Origin of the sequence: Micromonospora sp. NBC_01740 (assembly GCF_035920365.1) — a bacterium.
Lineage (GTDB): Bacteria > Actinomycetota > Actinomycetes > Mycobacteriales > Micromonosporaceae > Micromonospora > Micromonospora reichwaldensis.
On the sequence record NZ_CP109150.1, the window covers coordinates 6,161,382 to 6,177,589 of the forward strand.

Annotated in this window: 16 protein-coding genes; 7 read left to right on the forward strand and 9 right to left on the reverse strand. The window is 73.8% G+C overall.

The window, feature by feature from the left end; translation table 11 throughout:
- Positions 1 to 21: 21 nt before the first annotated feature.
- The gene (locus tag OG989_RS26860; RefSeq protein ID WP_151454507.1) at positions 22 to 1,176 is read left to right on the forward strand and encodes an acetyl-CoA C-acetyltransferase; all 1,155 of its coding nucleotides are present in this window, start codon (positions 22 to 24) and stop codon (positions 1,174 to 1,176) included.
- Positions 1,173 to 1,979, forward strand: a complete 807-nt coding sequence (locus tag OG989_RS26865; RefSeq protein WP_151454506.1) for an SDR family oxidoreductase — start codon at positions 1,173 to 1,175, stop codon at positions 1,977 to 1,979. Before OG989_RS26860 ends, OG989_RS26865 begins: the two co-directional genes overlap by 4 nt.
- 78 nt (positions 1,980 to 2,057) lie before the next feature.
- Here OG989_RS26865 and OG989_RS26870 read toward each other — a convergent pair whose 3' ends face one another.
- From OG989_RS26870 to OG989_RS26880, 3 genes are read right to left on the reverse strand one after another with little or no spacing between them, the layout of a single operon-like run.
- Entirely contained in the window at positions 2,058 to 3,203 is a 1,146-nt protein-coding gene (locus tag OG989_RS26870) for an acyl-CoA dehydrogenase family protein (protein ID WP_327028859.1), read from the reverse strand.
- Between the two features lie 10 nt (positions 3,204 to 3,213).
- Positions 3,214 to 4,362 (reverse strand): acyl-CoA dehydrogenase family protein, encoded by a 1,149-nt coding sequence (locus tag OG989_RS26875; RefSeq protein ID WP_225852178.1) that lies wholly within the window; start codon positions 4,360 to 4,362, stop codon positions 3,214 to 3,216.
- 37 nt (positions 4,363 to 4,399) lie between these two features.
- The gene (locus tag OG989_RS26880; protein ID WP_327028860.1) at positions 4,400 to 5,299 is read right to left on the reverse strand and encodes an SDR family oxidoreductase; all 900 of its coding nucleotides are present in this window, start codon (positions 5,297 to 5,299) and stop codon (positions 4,400 to 4,402) included.
- 97 nt (positions 5,300 to 5,396) lie between these two features.
- Here OG989_RS26880 and OG989_RS26885 point away from each other — a divergent pair, with 97 nt between their 5' ends.
- Genes OG989_RS26885 through OG989_RS26895 form a run of 3 tightly spaced genes read left to right on the forward strand, consistent with a single transcriptional unit; the run spans position 5,397 to position 8,079 of the window.
- Positions 5,397 to 6,611, forward strand: a complete 1,215-nt coding sequence (locus tag OG989_RS26885) for an MFS transporter (protein ID WP_327031242.1) — start codon at positions 5,397 to 5,399, stop codon at positions 6,609 to 6,611.
- A gap of 54 nt (positions 6,612 to 6,665) precedes the next feature.
- Complete coding sequence (locus tag OG989_RS26890; protein ID WP_327028861.1) at positions 6,666 to 7,487, forward strand: SDR family NAD(P)-dependent oxidoreductase; 822 nt, start codon at positions 6,666 to 6,668, stop codon at positions 7,485 to 7,487.
- Positions 7,480 to 8,079 (forward strand): nuclear transport factor 2 family protein, encoded by a 600-nt coding sequence (locus OG989_RS26895; protein WP_327028862.1) that lies wholly within the window; start codon positions 7,480 to 7,482, stop codon positions 8,077 to 8,079. The genes OG989_RS26890 and OG989_RS26895 overlap by 8 nt, the downstream gene beginning before the upstream one ends.
- 16 nt (positions 8,080 to 8,095) lie before the next feature.
- Here the strand turns inward: OG989_RS26895 and OG989_RS26900 are convergent, their stop codons facing one another.
- Positions 8,096 to 8,911: an SDR family NAD(P)-dependent oxidoreductase gene (locus OG989_RS26900; protein ID WP_327028863.1), complete on the reverse strand. Its 816-nt coding sequence runs from the start codon at positions 8,909 to 8,911 to the stop codon at positions 8,096 to 8,098.
- The gene (locus OG989_RS26905) at positions 8,908 to 9,720 is read right to left on the reverse strand and encodes a hypothetical protein (RefSeq protein ID WP_327028864.1); all 813 of its coding nucleotides are present in this window, start codon (positions 9,718 to 9,720) and stop codon (positions 8,908 to 8,910) included. Before OG989_RS26905 ends, OG989_RS26900 begins: the two co-directional genes overlap by 4 nt.
- A gap of 134 nt (positions 9,721 to 9,854) precedes the next feature.
- On the opposite strand from OG989_RS26905, the gene OG989_RS26910 reads away from it, so the two are divergent.
- Both OG989_RS26910 and OG989_RS26915 read left to right on the forward strand, forming a co-directional pair.
- Positions 9,855 to 11,120 (forward strand): FAS1-like dehydratase domain-containing protein, encoded by a 1,266-nt coding sequence (locus tag OG989_RS26910; RefSeq protein WP_327028865.1) that lies wholly within the window; start codon positions 9,855 to 9,857, stop codon positions 11,118 to 11,120.
- Positions 11,121 to 11,130: 10 nt separating this feature from the next.
- Entirely contained in the window at positions 11,131 to 12,084 is a 954-nt protein-coding gene (locus tag OG989_RS26915; RefSeq protein ID WP_327028866.1) for a quinone oxidoreductase family protein, read from the forward strand.
- Between the two features lie 208 nt (positions 12,085 to 12,292).
- Here the strand turns inward: OG989_RS26915 and OG989_RS26920 are convergent, their stop codons facing one another.
- From OG989_RS26920 to OG989_RS26935, 4 genes are read right to left on the reverse strand one after another with little or no spacing between them, the layout of a single operon-like run.
- Positions 12,293 to 12,823 carry a nitroreductase/quinone reductase family protein gene (locus OG989_RS26920; protein ID WP_151455101.1) on the reverse strand — a complete coding sequence of 177 codons (531 nt, stop codon included), beginning with the start codon at positions 12,821 to 12,823 and terminating at the stop codon, positions 12,293 to 12,295.
- A complete protein-coding gene (locus tag OG989_RS26925) occupies positions 12,820 to 14,292 on the reverse strand; it encodes an MmgE/PrpD family protein (RefSeq protein WP_151455102.1) in 1,473 nt (490 codons plus the stop codon). The genes OG989_RS26920 and OG989_RS26925 overlap by 4 nt, the downstream gene beginning before the upstream one ends.
- A 3-nt stretch (positions 14,293 to 14,295) precedes the next feature.
- Positions 14,296 to 15,123 (reverse strand): ATP-binding cassette domain-containing protein, encoded by an 828-nt coding sequence (locus OG989_RS26930; RefSeq protein WP_151455103.1) that lies wholly within the window; start codon positions 15,121 to 15,123, stop codon positions 14,296 to 14,298.
- Positions 15,123 to 16,193 (reverse strand): ABC transporter ATP-binding protein, encoded by a 1,071-nt coding sequence (locus OG989_RS26935; protein WP_327028867.1) that lies wholly within the window; start codon positions 16,191 to 16,193, stop codon positions 15,123 to 15,125. Before OG989_RS26935 ends, OG989_RS26930 begins: the two co-directional genes overlap by 1 nt.
- Positions 16,194 to 16,208: the final 15 nt, after the last annotated feature.

The window sequence follows — 16,208 nt, forward strand, 5'->3', positions numbered from 1 at the left end:
AATCCGCAGGAAGGGACCCCGGTGGCAGAGGCATACATCGTGGACGCCGTCCGCACCCCCGTCACGCGACGCGGCGGCGCGCTCGCGGGCATCCACTCCGCTGACCTGGGCGCCGCCGCGCTCACCAGCCTCATGAGCTCCTCGGGGATCGACCCCGACGCCGTCGAGGACGTCGTGTTCGGCTGCGTCGACACCATCGGTTCGCAGGCCGGTGACATCGCCCGCACCGCCTGGCTCGCCGGCGGCCTCCCGCAGCACGTACCCGGGGTCACCGTCGACCGGCAGTGCGGCTCGAGCCAGCAGGCGGTGCACTTCGCGGCCCAGGCCGTCATGGCCGGGGTCAACGACGTCGTCGTGGCCGGAGGCGTGCAGAACATGAGCGCCATCCCCATCTCGGCCGCGATGCTCACCGGCCAGCAGTACGGCTTCGACGACCCCTTCTCCGGGTCCAAAGGCTGGCGCGAACGCTACGGCGACGAGGAGATCTCGCAGTTCCGCTCGGCCGAGATGATCGCCGAGAAGTGGGACATCAGCCGGGAGGACATGGAACGCTTCGCCCTGCGCAGCCACGAGCGGGCCCTGCGGGCCATCGCCGAGGGTCGCTTCACCCGCGAGATCCGCGCCGTCGGCGACGTCGACACCGACACCTGTCCACGCGCCGACACGAGCCTGGAGAAGATGGCCGGTCTCAATCCGCTCACCCCGGGCGGCCGGGTCACCGCCGCCGCGGCGAGCCAGATCTGCGACGGCGCGGCTGCCCTGCTCGTCATGAGCGAGCGGGCCGTGGCCGAGCACGGGGTGACCCCGCGCGCCCGGATCCACCACCTGTCGGTACGCGCCGACGACCCGGTGTGGATGCTCACCGCCCCGATCCCGGCCACCGCCCACGCCCTCGGGCGCACCGGGCTGTCGATCGAGGACATCGACCTGTTCGAGGTCAACGAGGCGTTCGCCTCGGTCGTGCTCGCCTGGATCAGGGAGACGGGGGCCGACCCGGAGCGGGTCAACGTCAACGGCGGCGCGATCGCCCTGGGCCACCCCCTCGGCGCCACCGGCGCCCGGCTCATGACCACCCTGCTGCACGAGCTCGAGCGCACCGGTGGCCGCTACGGCCTGCAGACGATGTGTGAGGGCGGCGGCCAGGCCAACGTGACGATCATCGAGAGGCTCGGATGACCCAGTCCCCCGCCACGCCCGACGGCGTCGACCTGACCGACCAGGTCGCCATCGTCACCGGCGGCACCCGTGGCATCGGCGCCGAGATCACCCGTACCTTCCTCAGGGCCGGGGCACGGGTGCTCGTGTGCGGCCGCAGCGAGCCCGAGCAACTGCCCGAGGTCGACGGACGCACGCCCGTCTTCGTCCGGTCGGACGTGCGCGACCCGGAGCAGGCCAAGGCCCTCGTCGCCGCGGCGGTGGACCGGTTCGGCCGGCTCGACATCCTGGTCAACAACGCCGGTGGCGCGCCGAACGCCGACACCGCGACGGTCTCCCCCCGCTTCGTCTCGGCGATCGTCACGCTCAACCTGCTCGCTCCGTTCTACGTCGCCCAGCAGGCCAACGAGGTCATGCAGCGTCAGGGCAGCGGGACGATCATCAACATCGGCTCGGTCGCCGGGGCCAACCCGGCCCCGGACACCGCCGCGTACGCCGCGGCCAAGGCGGGCCTGACGATGCTGACCCGGTGCCTCGGGCTCGACTTCGCGCCGGCCGTGCGGGTCAACCAGGTGACGGTGGGCCTCGTGCGGACCGAACTGTCGCACCTCTACTACGGCGACGAGGCGGGACAGGACCGCGTGGCCCGGACGATCCCCATGCGGCGGATGGCCACCCCGGCCGACGTCGCCGCGGCCTGCCTGTTGCTCGCCTCGCCGCTGGCCGGCTACGTCACCGGCACGGAGATCGTCGTCGCCGGGGGCGGTGAGATCCCGTCGCGGCACCTGGCCGCCCAGCCGCCCGGCACCGGTCCGCTCGGCTGAGCCCAAGCCGGGCACGTACGACAGCGGGGGCCGCACCGGTCGGTGCGCCCCCGCTGTCGTGCGCTGTCGCCTGCCGGCTCAGAGACCGGCGAGCGCTGCCACCTCGGCGCGGACCGTCGCCGGGGAGCCGGCCAGCAGCTGGGCCGACTTGCCGCGCTTGAAGAACAGGTGCGCGTCGTGCTCGAAGGTGAACCCGATGCCGCCGTGCAGCTGGATCGCCTCGGCGGCGACGGCCATCAGCGTGTCGGTACACACGAGCTTGGCCAGTGCCGCGTCGTGCGAGCGGGTGGCGGACCCGGTGCGCAGCGTCGTGACGAGGTGGTCGGCCGTGGCCCGCGCCCCGGCGACCGCGACGGCGAGGTCGGCGCAGCGGTGCTTGAGGGCCTGGAACGAACCGATCGGGCGGCCGAACTGCTCGCGGACCTTGAGGTACTCGACGGTGCGGTCGAGGCAGGCGCGGGCGGCGGCGGCCGACTCCAGCGCGAGCATGGCGCGCACGTGGTCGAGCAGCACCCGGGGGCCCTCGCCGCCGGGGGCGTCGACCCGGGTGGCGGCGGCCTCGCGGAGGTGCACCGTGCTCAGTCGCCGGGTCTGGTCGAGCGTCATGTGCGTCCGCACGTCCACCCCGGCGTCGGTCGGGTCCACGGCGTAGACGCCGAGCCCACCGCCGGCGTCCCGGGCGGTGACCAGGACGACGCGGGCGGCCTCGACTCCGGCGACGAGGGTCTTGGTCCCGGTCAGCGCCCACTCGTCCCCGGTGCCGGTGGCCCGGGTGGCGGTCCGCTCGAGGTCCCAGCCCGCGCCGTCCTCGGCGAGGGCACTGGCGAGGGTGAGCTGCTCGTCCACGACGCGCGCCAGCAGGGGCTCGGCGCTCGGGCCGAGGGCGCGGGCGGCGAGGACCGCGGCGAGGCTCGTCGCGAGCGCGCCGGGCACGAGCCGGGCCCCGAGCTCCTCGATGACGGCGGTCGCGGCGGACACGTCGAGGCCGAGCCCGCCGAGGTGCTCCGGCACGACGAGGCCGAGCAGGCCCAGCTCAGCCGTGAGCAGCTCGTGCAGCCGCGGGTCGTGGCCCTGCGCCCCGACCATGAGCTCGTGGGTGCGGCGCAGGTCGGCCTGCTCGTCGAGCACCTCGACGATGGAGGCGCGGATCTGGGCCACCTCCTCGGCCGCCTCGGGACGCAACGTCCCGGCCACCGGCTGGGGGTCGGCGCTCGCGTGGGTCATCGTCCTCACCTCATCGGGGCAGACCGAGCAGGCGCTCGGCGATGATGTTGCGCTGGATCTCGTTGGAGCCGCCGTAGATCGTGTTGGCGCGGCTGAAGAGGAAGTGGGTCTGGGCGTCGTCCAGCTCGTACCCGGGCCCGGTGAGCAGCGCCCCGGCCCCCTCGACGTCGACCGCGAGCTCGCCGAGCGAACGGTTCCACGTGGCCCACTGGAGCTTGGAGATCGACGCCTCCAGGCCGGACAGCCCCGCACCCGCGGACGCGAGCAGCCGCACCGCCGAGTGCCGCATCACCTCGAGCCCGATGTACGCCTCGACGAGGCGGTCACGCAGCGCCGGCTCCTGCCAGGCGCCGTTCTCGTGGGCCCGGGCGATGACGGCGTCGAGGCGCCGACGGAAACCGATCTGCTGGCCGAGGGTGGACACGCCGCGCTCGAAGCCCAGGGTGCCCATGGCGACCTTCCAGCCCTCGCCCTCGGCGCCGACGCGGTGCTCGACGGCGGCGACGGCCCCGTCGAAGAAGACCTCGTTGAACTCGCTCGTGCCGGTCAGCTGGGTGATCGGGCGCACCGTGATGCCGGGCTGGTGCATCGGCACGAGCAGGTAGGACAGGCCCGCGTGCCGGGTCGAGCCGGGGTCGGTGCGGCACAGCACGAAGCACCAGTCGGCCAGGTGCGCGAGCGAGGTCCACACCTTCTGCCCGGTGATGACGTAGCTGTCGCCCCGGCGCTCGGCGCGGGTACGCACCCCGGCGAGGTCCGAGCCGGCGTCGGGCTCGGAGTAGCCCTGGCACCAGATGTCCTCGCCGCTGGTGATGCCGGGCAGGAACCGCGCCTTCTGCTCCGGCGTGCCGAAGGCGAGCAGGGTCGGGCCGAGCAGTTGCTCGGACATGTGCCCGAGCCGGCCGGGGGCGGCCGCGCGGGCGTACTCCTCGTGGTAGATGACCTGCTGGGCCAGGGTGGCGGGGCGACCGCCGTACTCGCTGGGCCAGCCGAGGCCGATCCAGCCGGCCCGGCCCAGGTGGCGCTCCCACTCGCGGCGCAGCTCGTGCGCCTCGTGCTCGCGTCCCTCGCCGCCGGTGCCGACGGCCCCGGCGAACGGCCCGCTGAGGGCCTCGTGGAGCCAGCCGCGGATCTCGGCCCGGAACTGCTCGTCGCTCACCGGCGCGCCGGTGGCCTGCGCCGCGTCCGTACCCATGTCAGGCGCCGTAGACGGGGGTCGGCGGCTCGGCGCGGGCGATGAGGTCGGCGATCGCGTCGGTGAGTTCCTCCGGCTTCCACCGCTCGCCCCTGGTGGCGGTTGGCCCGTGGCGCCAGCCGTCGGCGAGCGAGACCTCGCCGCCGGCGACCTCGAAGACGGCTCCGGTGACGGCCTGCGCGGCGTCGGACCCGAGCCAGACCACGAGGGGGGAGACGTTGGCCGGGTCCATCGCGTCGAAGCCCGTCTCGGGGGCGGCCATCGCCTCGGCGAAGACGGCCTCGGTCATCGGCGTACGGGCCGAGGGGGCGATCGCGTTGACGACGATGCCGTAGCGGGCCCACTCGACGGCCGCGATCCGGGTCAGGGCGGCGATCCCGGCCTTGGCGGCGCCGTAGTTGCCCTGCCCGACGCTGCCCATGAGCCCCGCGCCGGAAGACGTGTTGACGACGCGCGCGGCGACCTGTCGGCCGGCCTTGGCCTCGTCCCGCCAGTACACGGCGGCGTGGCGCATCGGGACGAAGTGGCCCTTGAGGTCGACCCGCAGGACGAGGTCCCACTCCTGCTCGCTCATGTTGACCAGCATCCGGTCGCGGTTGATGCCGGCGTTGTTGACGAGGGTGTGCAGCCCGCCGAAGGTCTCGACGGTCTCGCGCACGAGGCGCTCACCGTAGGCCCAGTCGCTGACGTCGCCGGCGCTGACGACCGCGCGACCGCCCGCTGCGCGGATCTCGTCGACGACGGCCTGGGCCGCCTCCCGGCTGCTCTCGACGTCGTTGACGACGACGTCGGCGCCCTGCCGGGCGTACTCGAGGGCGTGCACCCGGCCCAGCCCCTGTCCCGCACCGGTCACGATCACCGTTCGTCCTACGCAGAAGCCGCTCACGACACGCCCTTTCACTCGTGGTGCGGCCAGAAAACCACACCCGACGCTAGCTATGCAAGCAAGCGCTTGGTAGGGTCCGCGAAACGACAGAAGGACGGCGGACCACGTGACGATGTTCTCGGCCCTGCGATTCCGAGACTTCCGCTTCGTACTCCTGACCCTGGTGCTGTCCCAGGCCGGCTACTGGGGCTGCAACATCGCCTTCCAGTCGGTGCTCACCGAGGTCGACGGCACCCCGGCGACGATGGGCGCGCTCTTCTTCTGCCTGCTCGTGCCGTTCACGCTCTTCTCCATCCCGGCCGGGGTGCTGGCCGACGCCTTCGACCGGCGACGGCTGCAGATCGGCGTGCTCCTGGCGACGAGCGCCCTGGCCGGGATCTGCGCGGCGACGGTCGCGGCCAGGGTCGTCGACCTGCCCGTGCTGCTCGTGCTCGCCTTCCTCGCCGGCACCGGGATCAGCTTCCTGTCCCCGGTGACCCAGGCACTCGTGGCCAACACCGTCCCGGCCGAGGCGCTCGGCAACGCCGTCCCGATCCAGGCCGCCGGGCTCAACCTCGCCCGCTCGATCGGCCCCGCGGTCGCCGGGCTGATCCTCGTGGCCTGGGGACCGCTGGGCACGTTCGTGATGTACGCGACGCTCAGCCTCGCCGCGGTCGCCGCCGCGGTCGCGGTGCGCACCCGTCGCGTCCCGCCGGTCACCCCGGTGGTCCGCGAGGGCCTGGCCGCGCAGGTCCGCGCCGGCATCCGGCACGCCCGGGAGCGGCCCCCGGCCGCGCTCTGCCTGGTCATCGTAGGGGTCAACGCCTTCTTCGGGTGCACCTTCACGACCCAGCTCGCCGTCCGGGCGACCTCGACCTCGGACCATCCGGAGACGGTCTTCCCCATGCTCGTGGCCCTGACCGGGCTGGGCTCGTTCCTCGGGGTCCTCGTCGTGGCCCGGCTCTCCGGGCGCGTCGCCACCGTGTGGCACGCCGCGGCCACCCTCGGCCTGCTCGCCGTGAGCACCGCGCTGCTCGGGGCGGCGACGACAGTTCCCGTGCTCGCGGGGGCCGCGCTGCTGTGCGGCTCGTTCAGCATCGGCGCCATGGTGATCCTGCAGACGGTCGTCCAGCGGGTCGTCGACGACGCGCAGCGCGGCCGGGCGATGAGCCTCTACTTCCTCGGCTGGGGCGGCATGCCGTTCGGTGCCCTCCTGCTCGGCGGGCTGAGCACGTGGTTCGGCTCCGCGACCGCCTTCCTGCTGTACGCCGCCGCGTGCCTCGCGACGGCGATCACGGTGATCGTGTGGTTGCGGCGCGGGGGCACCGCCCCCCTGCCCGCGACGTGACCGCCCCGGCCCCTCCTGCTACTGCCGACCCACCGCCCCTTGAAGGAGTTCGCCGTGACCGACCAGTCCCCCCCGACCACGCCCGCGGCGGCGCTGCCCGTGCCCGCCGACTTCGCCCACCGCACCGGTGTCGCGCTCGTCACCGGGGGCAGCGGCGGCATCGGCCGGGTCGTCGCCCTCGAGCTGGCCCGCCGGGGGTCGGCGGTGGCGATCACCTACCGCAGCAACGCCGAGGCGGCCCGGCAGGTGCTCGACGAACTGCCGCCCGTCGCGTCCGGCACGCACTCGGCGCACCATCTCGACCTCACCGACGCCGAGGCCACCGCCGCGCTCGTGACCGAGCTCACCGGAAGCCACGGTCCGCTGCACACGATCGTGCACGCGGCCGGGCCGCACGTGCCCATGCGGCACCTGTCGACGGTGCGGCCCGCGCAGTTCGCCGCGCAGGTGGCCAACGACACGACCGCCTTCTTCACGCTGGTCTCGGCCTGCCTGCCGGCCCTGCGGGAAAGCCACGGCAACGTCGTGGCCATCACGACCGCGGCGACGGCGCGCTACCCCACCCGCGACGGCCTCTCCGCCGCACCGAAGGCGGCGGTCGAGGCGCTCGTGCGGGCCTTCGCCAACGAGGAGGGCCGCTTCGGCATCCGGTTCAACTGCGTCGGGCCGGGCATGCTCACCGACGGGATGGCCGAGCGGCTCATCGCCTCGGGAGACCTCGACGAACGCGCCCTGGCCGTCGCCCGGTCCTCGACCCCGCTGCGGCGGTTCGGCGACGCGCTCGACATCGCCGAGGCCGCCTGCTTCCTGGCCAGCGACCGGGCCGACTTCGTCACCGGGCAGAAGCTCGACGTCGACGGCGGCTTCGGTGTCTGAACAGCCCCGGTCCCCGTCGACTTCGGGCCCCGGTGGCGAAGGGGACGCGGCGACCAGGGCCTCCGACGCGGTCGGGCTGGAGGTGCTGCTCGCCGAGCGGGCCATCGAGCGGGCCCTGCTGCGCTACGCGCGCGGGGTCGACCGGATGGACCGGGACCTCGCCGCGAGCGCCTTCCACCCGGACGCCCGGATCACCCTCGGCGGCACCGTGGCCGACCGGGACACGACGCTGGACGTGGTCTTCGCGCTCGTGGCGCGGCGCACCATGACGATGCACTACCTGACGAACGTCCTGGTCGAGCTCGACCCGACCGACCCGGACCGGGCCCGGGCCGAGACGTACGGCATCGCGTTCCAGCGCAGCGCGTCGGAGCCGCCGCACGGCAACATCGTCAGCGGGTTCCGCTACGTCGACCTCGTCACCCGGCGCGCGGGTGAGTGGCGGGTACGGGAACGTCTCACCGTCTCGGAGTGGCAGCGGGTCGACGACCTCGCCGGACAGTGGCCGCTCCCCGAGGCCTCGCTGCGGGGAGCCCGCGACGGGTCCGACCCGGCCAGCCGCCCGTGGCCGCCCGACGGCCCGGGTACCTAGCCACCGGACAGTGCCGTCAGCTCGGGCCGGGGCGCGACCCGCCGAGCATCGCGCGCATCCCGCCGTGGTTGCCGGCGACGAGGGCGGCCCGGTCCAGGCCGGAGCGCCGCGCGGCGACCTCGGCCTGCTGGCGCACGACGTGTACCGGGCCGGCACCCAGGGCTGCCAGCCCCTGGGCGGCGACGTCGGCCGGGTCGGCCGCTTTGGTCAGGTCGAGGCCGGCCCGCTGCATGGCCGGGGTGGCCGTGAGCCCGAGCACGAGGTGCAGCACGTCGACGCCGACCTGCCCGAGTTCGAGCCACAGGCCCTCGGTGAAGATCCGGGCGAAGGCCTTGGCCGCGGCGTAGACGCCGATGTCGGCGTGGCCGAGGTAGCCGGCCGAGGAGCCGACGACGAGAATGCCGCCACGGCCGCGTGCGGCGAGCCGGGCACCGAGCTCCCGGCAAAGTTCGAGCGGGCGGGTGACGTTGAGATCGATGACGGCCTGGACGCGGGCGAGGTCCGCCTCGACGAAGCGGCTGCGGTAGGTGTTCGCGCCGGCGTTGAGGACGAGCAGGCCGAGGTCGAGGTCGGCGACGGCCTCGACGATCCGGGCGGTCGCGTCCGCGTCGAGCAGGTCCAGTGCGAGCACGCGGCACGGGGCCCCGTGGGCCCGCACCCGGTCGGCGACCTCCTCGAGGGCCTCAGGCTTGCGGGCGACGAGCACGACGCCGAGGCCGGCCCGGGCCAGCTGCTCGGCGAACGCGGCGCCGACCCCCTCGGAGCCGCCGACGACCAGGGCCCAGGGCCCGTAGCGCTCGCGCAGGCCGGTCACGCCGGGAGCCGCGCTCATGACCCCGCCCCGCGCTCCGTCGCGGCGGGCTCGTCGAACCAGTCCCACTCCCAGGGGGTGATGGTGGCCAGGGGCCCGGTGAGCAGCGGGGTGGCCGTGCTGGCGAGCGTTGCGGGCGGGGCCGGCAGCGGATCCGCGGCCAGGTCCCGCGCGAACTCGACCGGGTCGGCCTCGAGGTAGGTGAGGCGGATCCGCGTGACCGGTCCGTCGGGGTTGCTGCGGCTCGGGGCGCTGCGGAAGGTCCACACGCCCGCGACACCGTCGCGCGCGAGCAGGTCGGGCACCTGGGTCTCGTGCTCGAACCGGGACAGGTCGGCCACGTCGGGGTGCGGGGAGGTCTCGACCCGGTTCACCTCGACGTACACCCCGCGGTGGGGTCGGAAGGGCAGCGCGGCGAGGGTGACGAGGGCCCGGGGCGCCACGTAGCCCCGGACGGGACGGAACATCCGGGTCATCGGCCGTTCGGTCCAGGCCAGCTCCGGACGCCGGCCCTGGTGGATCGCCCGGTCGCCGAGGTCCTTCCACTCGCCGATCGAGTCCGCGGCCGGCTCGGCGAACCAGTACATCGCCAGGTACTGGCTGCCGGCGAGGGCGGGGTCGGGGTAGCTGCCGAGCCGCTCGCACGCGGGGGTACGCACCCAGCGGTCGCCGTGGACGACGCCGGGCAGGGCGAGGTTCTCGGGGCGGTGGTCGAGCTGATGCCACGCGTTGTAGTCGCGATGGCGCGCGGGGTCGGTCACCTTCGGGAACGAGAAGAAGGCGCGGGTGGCGGTCTCCGGGGTGCTCGGGATCATCTCGGCCCTCTCCACGGGTGGGCGCTGGTGGAGCGCGATCGGGCCGGCGTCGCCGCCGCGCTCGGCCGCTGACGCTTGACCCTAGGGCCGCACCAGCACTACCGTCAAGCAAGCGCTTGGTTGACATAAGTGCCCGCGAAGGAGCCCCCATGACCGCCAGCGACGCGGACTTCCGCGCCCGGCTCGACGCCCTGATCGGCCTCACCGACCCGCCGCGCCGGGCCAAGGACGCGGTCACCGAGGCGGCAATCCGCATCTGGTGCGACGCCGTCGGCGACGAGAACCCCGCCTACCAGGACCCGCAGTGGGCCGCCCGCTCCGCCTGGGGCGGCATCGTGGCCCCCGCGACCTCGCTGAACATGTGGACCCTGCCGGGCAACCGGCGCAGCCACCGCCACGTCGAGAGCCTCGACCGGGTCAACGAGGTCCTCGCCGAGCGTGGCTTCACCTCGGTGGCCGCGGTGCAGACGGAGCACACCTACGTACGCCCGCTGCGCCCCGGCGACCACCTCGAACAGTTCCCCTCCATCGGCGCGGTCTCCCCGGAGAAGTCCACCCGCCTCGGCCGGGGCCACTTCGTCGACCTCGTCAGCGACTACCGCACCCTCGACGGCGAGCCGGTCGGACGCGTCGTCCTGCGGATGCTCCGCTGGAACCCGGCGACCCGGGCCGAGGTCCCGGCGACGCCCGGGGACCGCCTGGCCCGGCCGGTGCGCCCGGTCGGTGCCGCCCCGACCGACCTGCCGCCCGCCGGCACCACCGGCACCCTGACCGCGCACCTGCAACCCGGCTACGCCGCCGCCCCCCTCGACGAGCGCCCCTACCTCGTCGGCACCGCCGAGCTCACCGACGGGACCCGCCTCACCGCAGACGTCGTGGACCTGCGCCCCGACCTCGTGCACGACGGCATGCCGGTCGTCGTGGCCCACCGACGCACCCGCGACGGCCAGCTCCTGCCGGTCCTCACCGCCCCGCGGCCCGAACGCGGAACGAGCACCCGCACCGGGGCCGAGGTGCGCACCGGGCAACGCCTCGCCCCCTGGCCGATCCCCGTCACCCAGCTGTCCATCGCGGCGCTGGCGACCGCGACCTTCGACTTCAACGACGTGCACCTCGACCGCGACGCGGCCCTCGAGCGAGGTGCCCGCGACGTCTACATGAACATCCTCGGCTCGAGCGCGCTGGTCAACTGCTACCTCACCGACTGGGCCGGGCCGGAGGCCCGCGTCGTCGACTTCCGCACCCGCCTCGCCGCGCAGAACCACCCCGGCGACACCTTCACCCTCGACGGTGTCGTCACCGGCGTGAAGCCGGCGCCCGGGGCCACCGGGGGAACGCACGTCACCGTCGACGTCCGCGGCACCAACAGCCTCGGCGACCACGTCATCGCCTCCGCCACCCTCGCCCTGCCCTGAGAGGAACCCCGTGCTCGCCAGCTACGTCGTCGACTCCGGCTCCCCCGACAGCCTGCGGCTCGGCCAGCTCGACGCCCCGACGCTCGGCCCCGGTCAGGTGCTCGTGCGGGTCCAGGCGGCGAGCCTGGACCGGGTCGACACGTACATCCGTCGCGGCACCCACGGGATGGCGGTCGCCGGGCCGGCGATCCTCGGCCGGGACGTCGCCGGCACCGTGGTGGGGACCGGTCCCGGCGTCACCGGTCTCGCTCCCGGCGACGCCGTCGTCGGGCTGACCAGCGGCACCCACGCCGAACTCGCCGTCGTCCCGGCCACGCACTGCTTCCCGCGGCCGGCCGCGCTCGACGCCGTCCACGCCGCGGCGGTGCCCACCGCCGGACGCACCGCCTACGACGCGGTCGTCAACCTCGCCGGGGTGCGCCCCGGTGACCGGGTCCTCGTCGTCGCCGCCGCGGGCGCCGTCGGCACCTTCGCCGCCCAGTACGCCCACCACCTGGGCGCGCGCGTCGTCGGCACCAGCGCCCCGGCGAAGGCCGACGCCGTACGCGCTCTCGGCGCCCTCGACGTCGTGGACCACTACCGCCCCGACGTCGTCGAGTCCCTGCGTGCCGCCCTGCCCGGCGGCGAGGCCGACGTCATAGTCGAGTCGGTCGGCGGCACCCTGTGGTCCGACGTGCTCAAGGTCCTCGCCCCCGGCGGGCGACTGGTCACCTGCGGCGTCACCGCCGACAGCCACGCCCACCTGCACCTGGGTCGACTCATGGTCAAGGGCTGGACGCTGCGCGGCATCGGCCGGCCCGGGCCCGAGGCGGTGGCCCGCCAACTGCGCGAGGCTCTCACTCTCTCGGCCGTCGCCGCCGTCCCCGCGGTCGCCGCCACGTACCCGCTCGAGCGGGCCGCGGCCGCGCACGACCGGCTGGAGGCCTCCGACTTCGTCGGGCGGATCGTCCTCGCGATCGGCTGAGCGGGGCCGCGGGAAGCAGCTCCTCGTTGTGGTGCCTCGTCATGCAGCCTGGAACGGGTGATCCGCGCCGCGTGGGGCGGTGGTGGCCGCCGAGCCGGACCGGCCGCCCACCACGCCGGTGAATCGTCTACGACATCAGCTCGACAGCGTCCCACGTGTGGATCCTCCGCGACGGACACCATGGCGGATCCTGCTCACAGACGAGGCGTCAGGTGAGCGACTCCCCCGACACGGCGGACAGGACGACGAGCGGGATCTGCCGCCCGAAGCCCGCGGCCCGTTCGGCGTAGCGCCCCACGTTCGGCTTCTGCGCCACGACGTGCGCGAACAGCTCCGGGTCGCGCTCCCCGTCGGTCACCCGCGCCCGCACCGCGATCGTCCTGCGCCGCAGGACGATCCAGCAGAGGTCGTGGTGCCGCGCGTTCACCACCCAGGCCGGGTCCTTGGGGCCGCCGCCCTTGGAGCCGACGACCACCAGGTCCGTCCCGTGCGGCACGTACGGCAACGCCGCGTCGCGCAGCTGCCCGGACCGGCGGCCCACCGTCGTCAGCAGCAGCGTGGGGTTGTACGGGAACCGGCCCGCCAGCGCGTACTGCAACGACACGAGCGAGAACCCGGTCCTGCGGACCAGGAACCGGTCGAACGCCATCCCGCGCGGCCCACGGATGACGATCAGCCACGACCGGCCGTACGAGGCGAACGACCTCGTCTCCGCACCGATCCGCTTTCCCCGGCTCATCGCGCCCGGGCCAGCAACGGTGACAGCGTCTCGGCGACGTCGGCGACGTCCTCGATGCCCCGGACCACCTCGACGAGCTGCTCCTGCGTGCCCGCGTCGAGGATCCCGTCGCAGAACGTGGCCAGCTTGCCGGTCACGAAGTCCCAGTCCGCCCGCGTCGCGGAGTCCCACGGGTCGCCCTGGGCGAAGTCCGACTCGACGACGTACTCCCGGCCGCCGGCCCGGATCGTCAGCGCGCCGCGCGTCCGGCGGATCTGACCGCCCGGATGCTCCCTGAGGTCGGCCTCCCACTCGGCGTCGAGCACCGGGTCGGGCGCCGTCGTGATCCGGCGCGCCAGGTCCCACACCTCGGGGTCCGTCAGCCGCTGCGGGTCGTACCACTGCGGACCCGGCGCGTGCCCGAGCAACGCCAGCGCCGCGGCGTACGGCATGTTGAAGGCACCGTCCAGCGGCGCGACGAGCGTGTCCGGGATCTGCGGGGCCGGCTCCCGGAACTGCAACGTCCGGTAGGCCGCCGGGCTCAGCCGGATCTCCATGGACTCGATCTGCGACACCGGCACCCCGTGGGTACTCGGGAACGCGCGGATCGCGTCGAGCGCGGCGTGGGTGAAGCGGCACGTCGGGTACGGCTTGAGCGACGTCTCGCTGATCCACCACGTCGACCCCAGGCCGGCGACCATCTCGTGCCGCTCACCGCCGAGGAAGCCCATCGCCTCGATGAAGCCCGGGGTGCGGTCCAGCACGTCCAGGTCGCCGGTGTAGCCCTCCTCGGCGAGCGCCGCGCCGAGCATCCCGGCGTGCGCGATCGCGCCGTACGGGCCGTACTTGAACGCGTTGAACGAGCGCCGCTCGGCCATGTAGGAGTTCTTCGCCGGCGGGGCCAGCCAGGCGACCAGGCCGAGCGCGTGGGTCAGGCGCTCCGGCTCCCAGCCGCCGACGACGGCGCACGCCGCGGCGGTGCCCATCGAGGCGTACCCGTGCGACGACAGCGGCGACCAGCGGAACTGCCCGTCGGAGAAGGCCATCAGCGAGGTCGACAGGTTCAGCCGCGCGTTGATCTCGAAGGCGAGGATGCTCGCGCGCAACAGGCTCGCCCCGTCGGCGTGCAGCCGCTCGGCCTCGGCCAGTCCGGCCGCGACCCCGAACACCGCGAAGTGCGCCGAGTTGAAGAAGGTGTCGTCCGCGTCCAACGCGTTCATCATGTCCGCGTTGGCGTGCGCGGCGTTGATCGCCGCGACCCGCTGCCCCAGCCCGAACACCGTCGCCTCGGCCGGGCCGCCGAAGCGGGCGGCGACCCGCTGGACCATGCGGCTGCGCCGCAACCGCACCGCCGCCAGCCCACAGACGAGCGAGTCGAGAAAGACGAGCCTTCCGTAGTCGCGCACCGACTCGGGAATGTCCTCGTCGCGGGTCGTCGTCGCGAACCGCGCGAGCAGCTGCGTCCGGGTCGGTCCCGTCGCGTCGGTCACCGCTCAGCCCACCTTTCCCGGCGCGACGAGCCGGTTGCCCTGCGTGTCGCGCGGCAGCGGCACGGGGATCGCCGCGAGCAGCTTCTGTGTGTACTCGTGCCGCGGGTTGGCGAAGATCCGCTCCGTGGTGTCGGTCTCCACGACCTCACCGGAGGCCATCACCATGACCCGGTCGGCGATGACCTCGACGAGAGCCAGGTCGTGGCAGACGAACAGGTACGCCAGACCCAGCTCCTCCTGCAGGTCCCGGAGCAGGTTGAGCACCTGCGCCCGCACCGACACGTCCAGCGCCGCGACCGGCTCGTCGCACACGATCAGGCTCGGCTTCATCGTCAGCGCCCGGGCGATCGCGACCCGCTGCAGCTGCCCGCCGGACAGCTCGGCCGGGTAGCGCTCCAGGTAGCGCGAGCCGATGCCGACCCTGTCGAGCAGCTCGACAGCCTCCCGCTCACGCGTGACCCGGTCCTTGTCGGTGTGCACGAGGATCGGCTCGGCGACCGCGTCCTTGATCGTCATCCGCGGGTCGAGGGAGCTGTACGGGTCCTGGAAGATCATCTGCATCCGCTGACGCAGCTCGCGCATCCGCTTCGTGGCCAGCACGTCGATCCCGTCGAAGGTCACCGACCCGGAGTCCGGCTCGATGAGGCGCAGCACCATGCGCCCGACCGTCGACTTGCCCGCGCCGGACTCACCGACGACCGCGAGGCACTCACCGCGCTCCAGGGTGAAGCTCACCCCCTTGACCGCGTGCGACCACTTCGTACGCCGGCCGAGCCAGTCCCGGCCGGAGCTGAACGACTTCGTGAGACCGTCGACCTCGAGCAGGCTCATCAGACCGTCACTCCATCCAGAGAGAGCTCCGCGACGCGTACGCACCGCGCGTCGTGCCCGGCGGCGCCGTCGACCCGGACCAGGCCCGGGTGGGCCACGTCGCACCGGCCCGGCTGGACGAACTCGCACCGGCTGCTGAACCGGCAGCCGTGCGGCCAGGCACCCGGGGCCGGGATGCCACCGGGAATCGAGCGCAGCCGCCGGCCGGTGCTCAGACCCGGCCTCGGGATCGACCCGATCAGGCCGGAGGTGTAGGGGTGCCGCGGGTGGAAGAAGATCTGCTCCGAGGGCGCGTTCTCGGCCACCTCGCCGGCGTACATGACCACGACCTGCTGGCACAGCTCGGCCACCACGGCGAGGTCGTGGCTGACGAACAGCAGCGCCACGCCGGTCTGCTCCTGCAGGTCGCGCAAGAGCTCGAGGATCCGCTCCTGCACCGTCACGTCGAGCGCCGTCGTCGGCTCGTCGGCGATGAGCAGGCGCGGGTTGCACGCCATGACCATCGCGATCATGACGCGCTGGCACATGCCGCCGGAGAACGCGTGCGGGTACTCGTCGACCCGCTGCGCCGCCCGCGGGATCTGCACCAGCTCCAGCATCTCGACGGCGCGGGCCCGGGCCTGTTTGCGGTTCATGCCCAGGTGCTTGCGCACCGACTCCGCGATCTGGTCCCCGACCGTAAAGGCCGGGTTCAGGCTGCGGATCGGCTGCTGGAAGATCATGCCCATGCCGGGGCCACGCAGGTTCCGCCACTGCTTCCGGGTGCCCGCGGTGAGGTCCGTGCCGTCGAAGACGATCCGGCCCGAGGCGATCCGCCCGCCGGTCGCCTCGGTCAGACCCATCACCGCGACCGAGGTCACCGTCTTGCCCGACCCGGACTCGCCGACGAGAGCCACCGACGCTCCCGGCTTGAGGGAGAACGAGACGTCCTGGACGGTCGTCTGCCACCCACCGGAGGGTGCGGGGAACTCGACGGTGAGGTTCTCCACGCGCAGCAGGTCCGCCGCCGGGCCGGTGGCGGCGTCGGTCCTGGTGCCGGCGATCACGCCGGGTGCCGTTTCATGTGCCATGTCAGCTCCTGGTGG

What these genes read in the sequence shown, in the direction of transcription:
- OG989_RS26865 (WP_151454506.1), top strand. Translation starts at nt 1,173, where the DNA reads ATGACCCAGTCCCCCGCCACGCCCGACGGCGTCGACCTGACCGACCAG.
- OG989_RS26870 (WP_327028859.1), bottom strand. Translation starts at nt 3,203, where the DNA reads ATGACCCACGCGAGCGCCGACCCCCAGCCGGTGGCCGGGACGTTGCGT.
- OG989_RS26885 (WP_327031242.1), top strand. Translation starts at nt 5,397, where the DNA reads ATGTTCTCGGCCCTGCGATTCCGAGACTTCCGCTTCGTACTCCTGACC.
- OG989_RS26900 (WP_327028863.1), bottom strand. Translation starts at nt 8,911, where the DNA reads ATGAGCGCGGCTCCCGGCGTGACCGGCCTGCGCGAGCGCTACGGGCCC.
- OG989_RS26910 (WP_327028865.1), top strand. Translation starts at nt 9,855, where the DNA reads ATGACCGCCAGCGACGCGGACTTCCGCGCCCGGCTCGACGCCCTGATC.
- OG989_RS26920 (WP_151455101.1), bottom strand. Translation starts at nt 12,823, where the DNA reads ATGAGCCGGGGAAAGCGGATCGGTGCGGAGACGAGGTCGTTCGCCTCG.
- OG989_RS26930 (WP_151455103.1), bottom strand. Translation starts at nt 15,123, where the DNA reads ATGAGCCTGCTCGAGGTCGACGGTCTCACGAAGTCGTTCAGCTCCGGC.
- OG989_RS26935 (WP_327028867.1), bottom strand. Translation starts at nt 16,193, where the DNA reads ATGGCACATGAAACGGCACCCGGCGTGATCGCCGGCACCAGGACCGAC.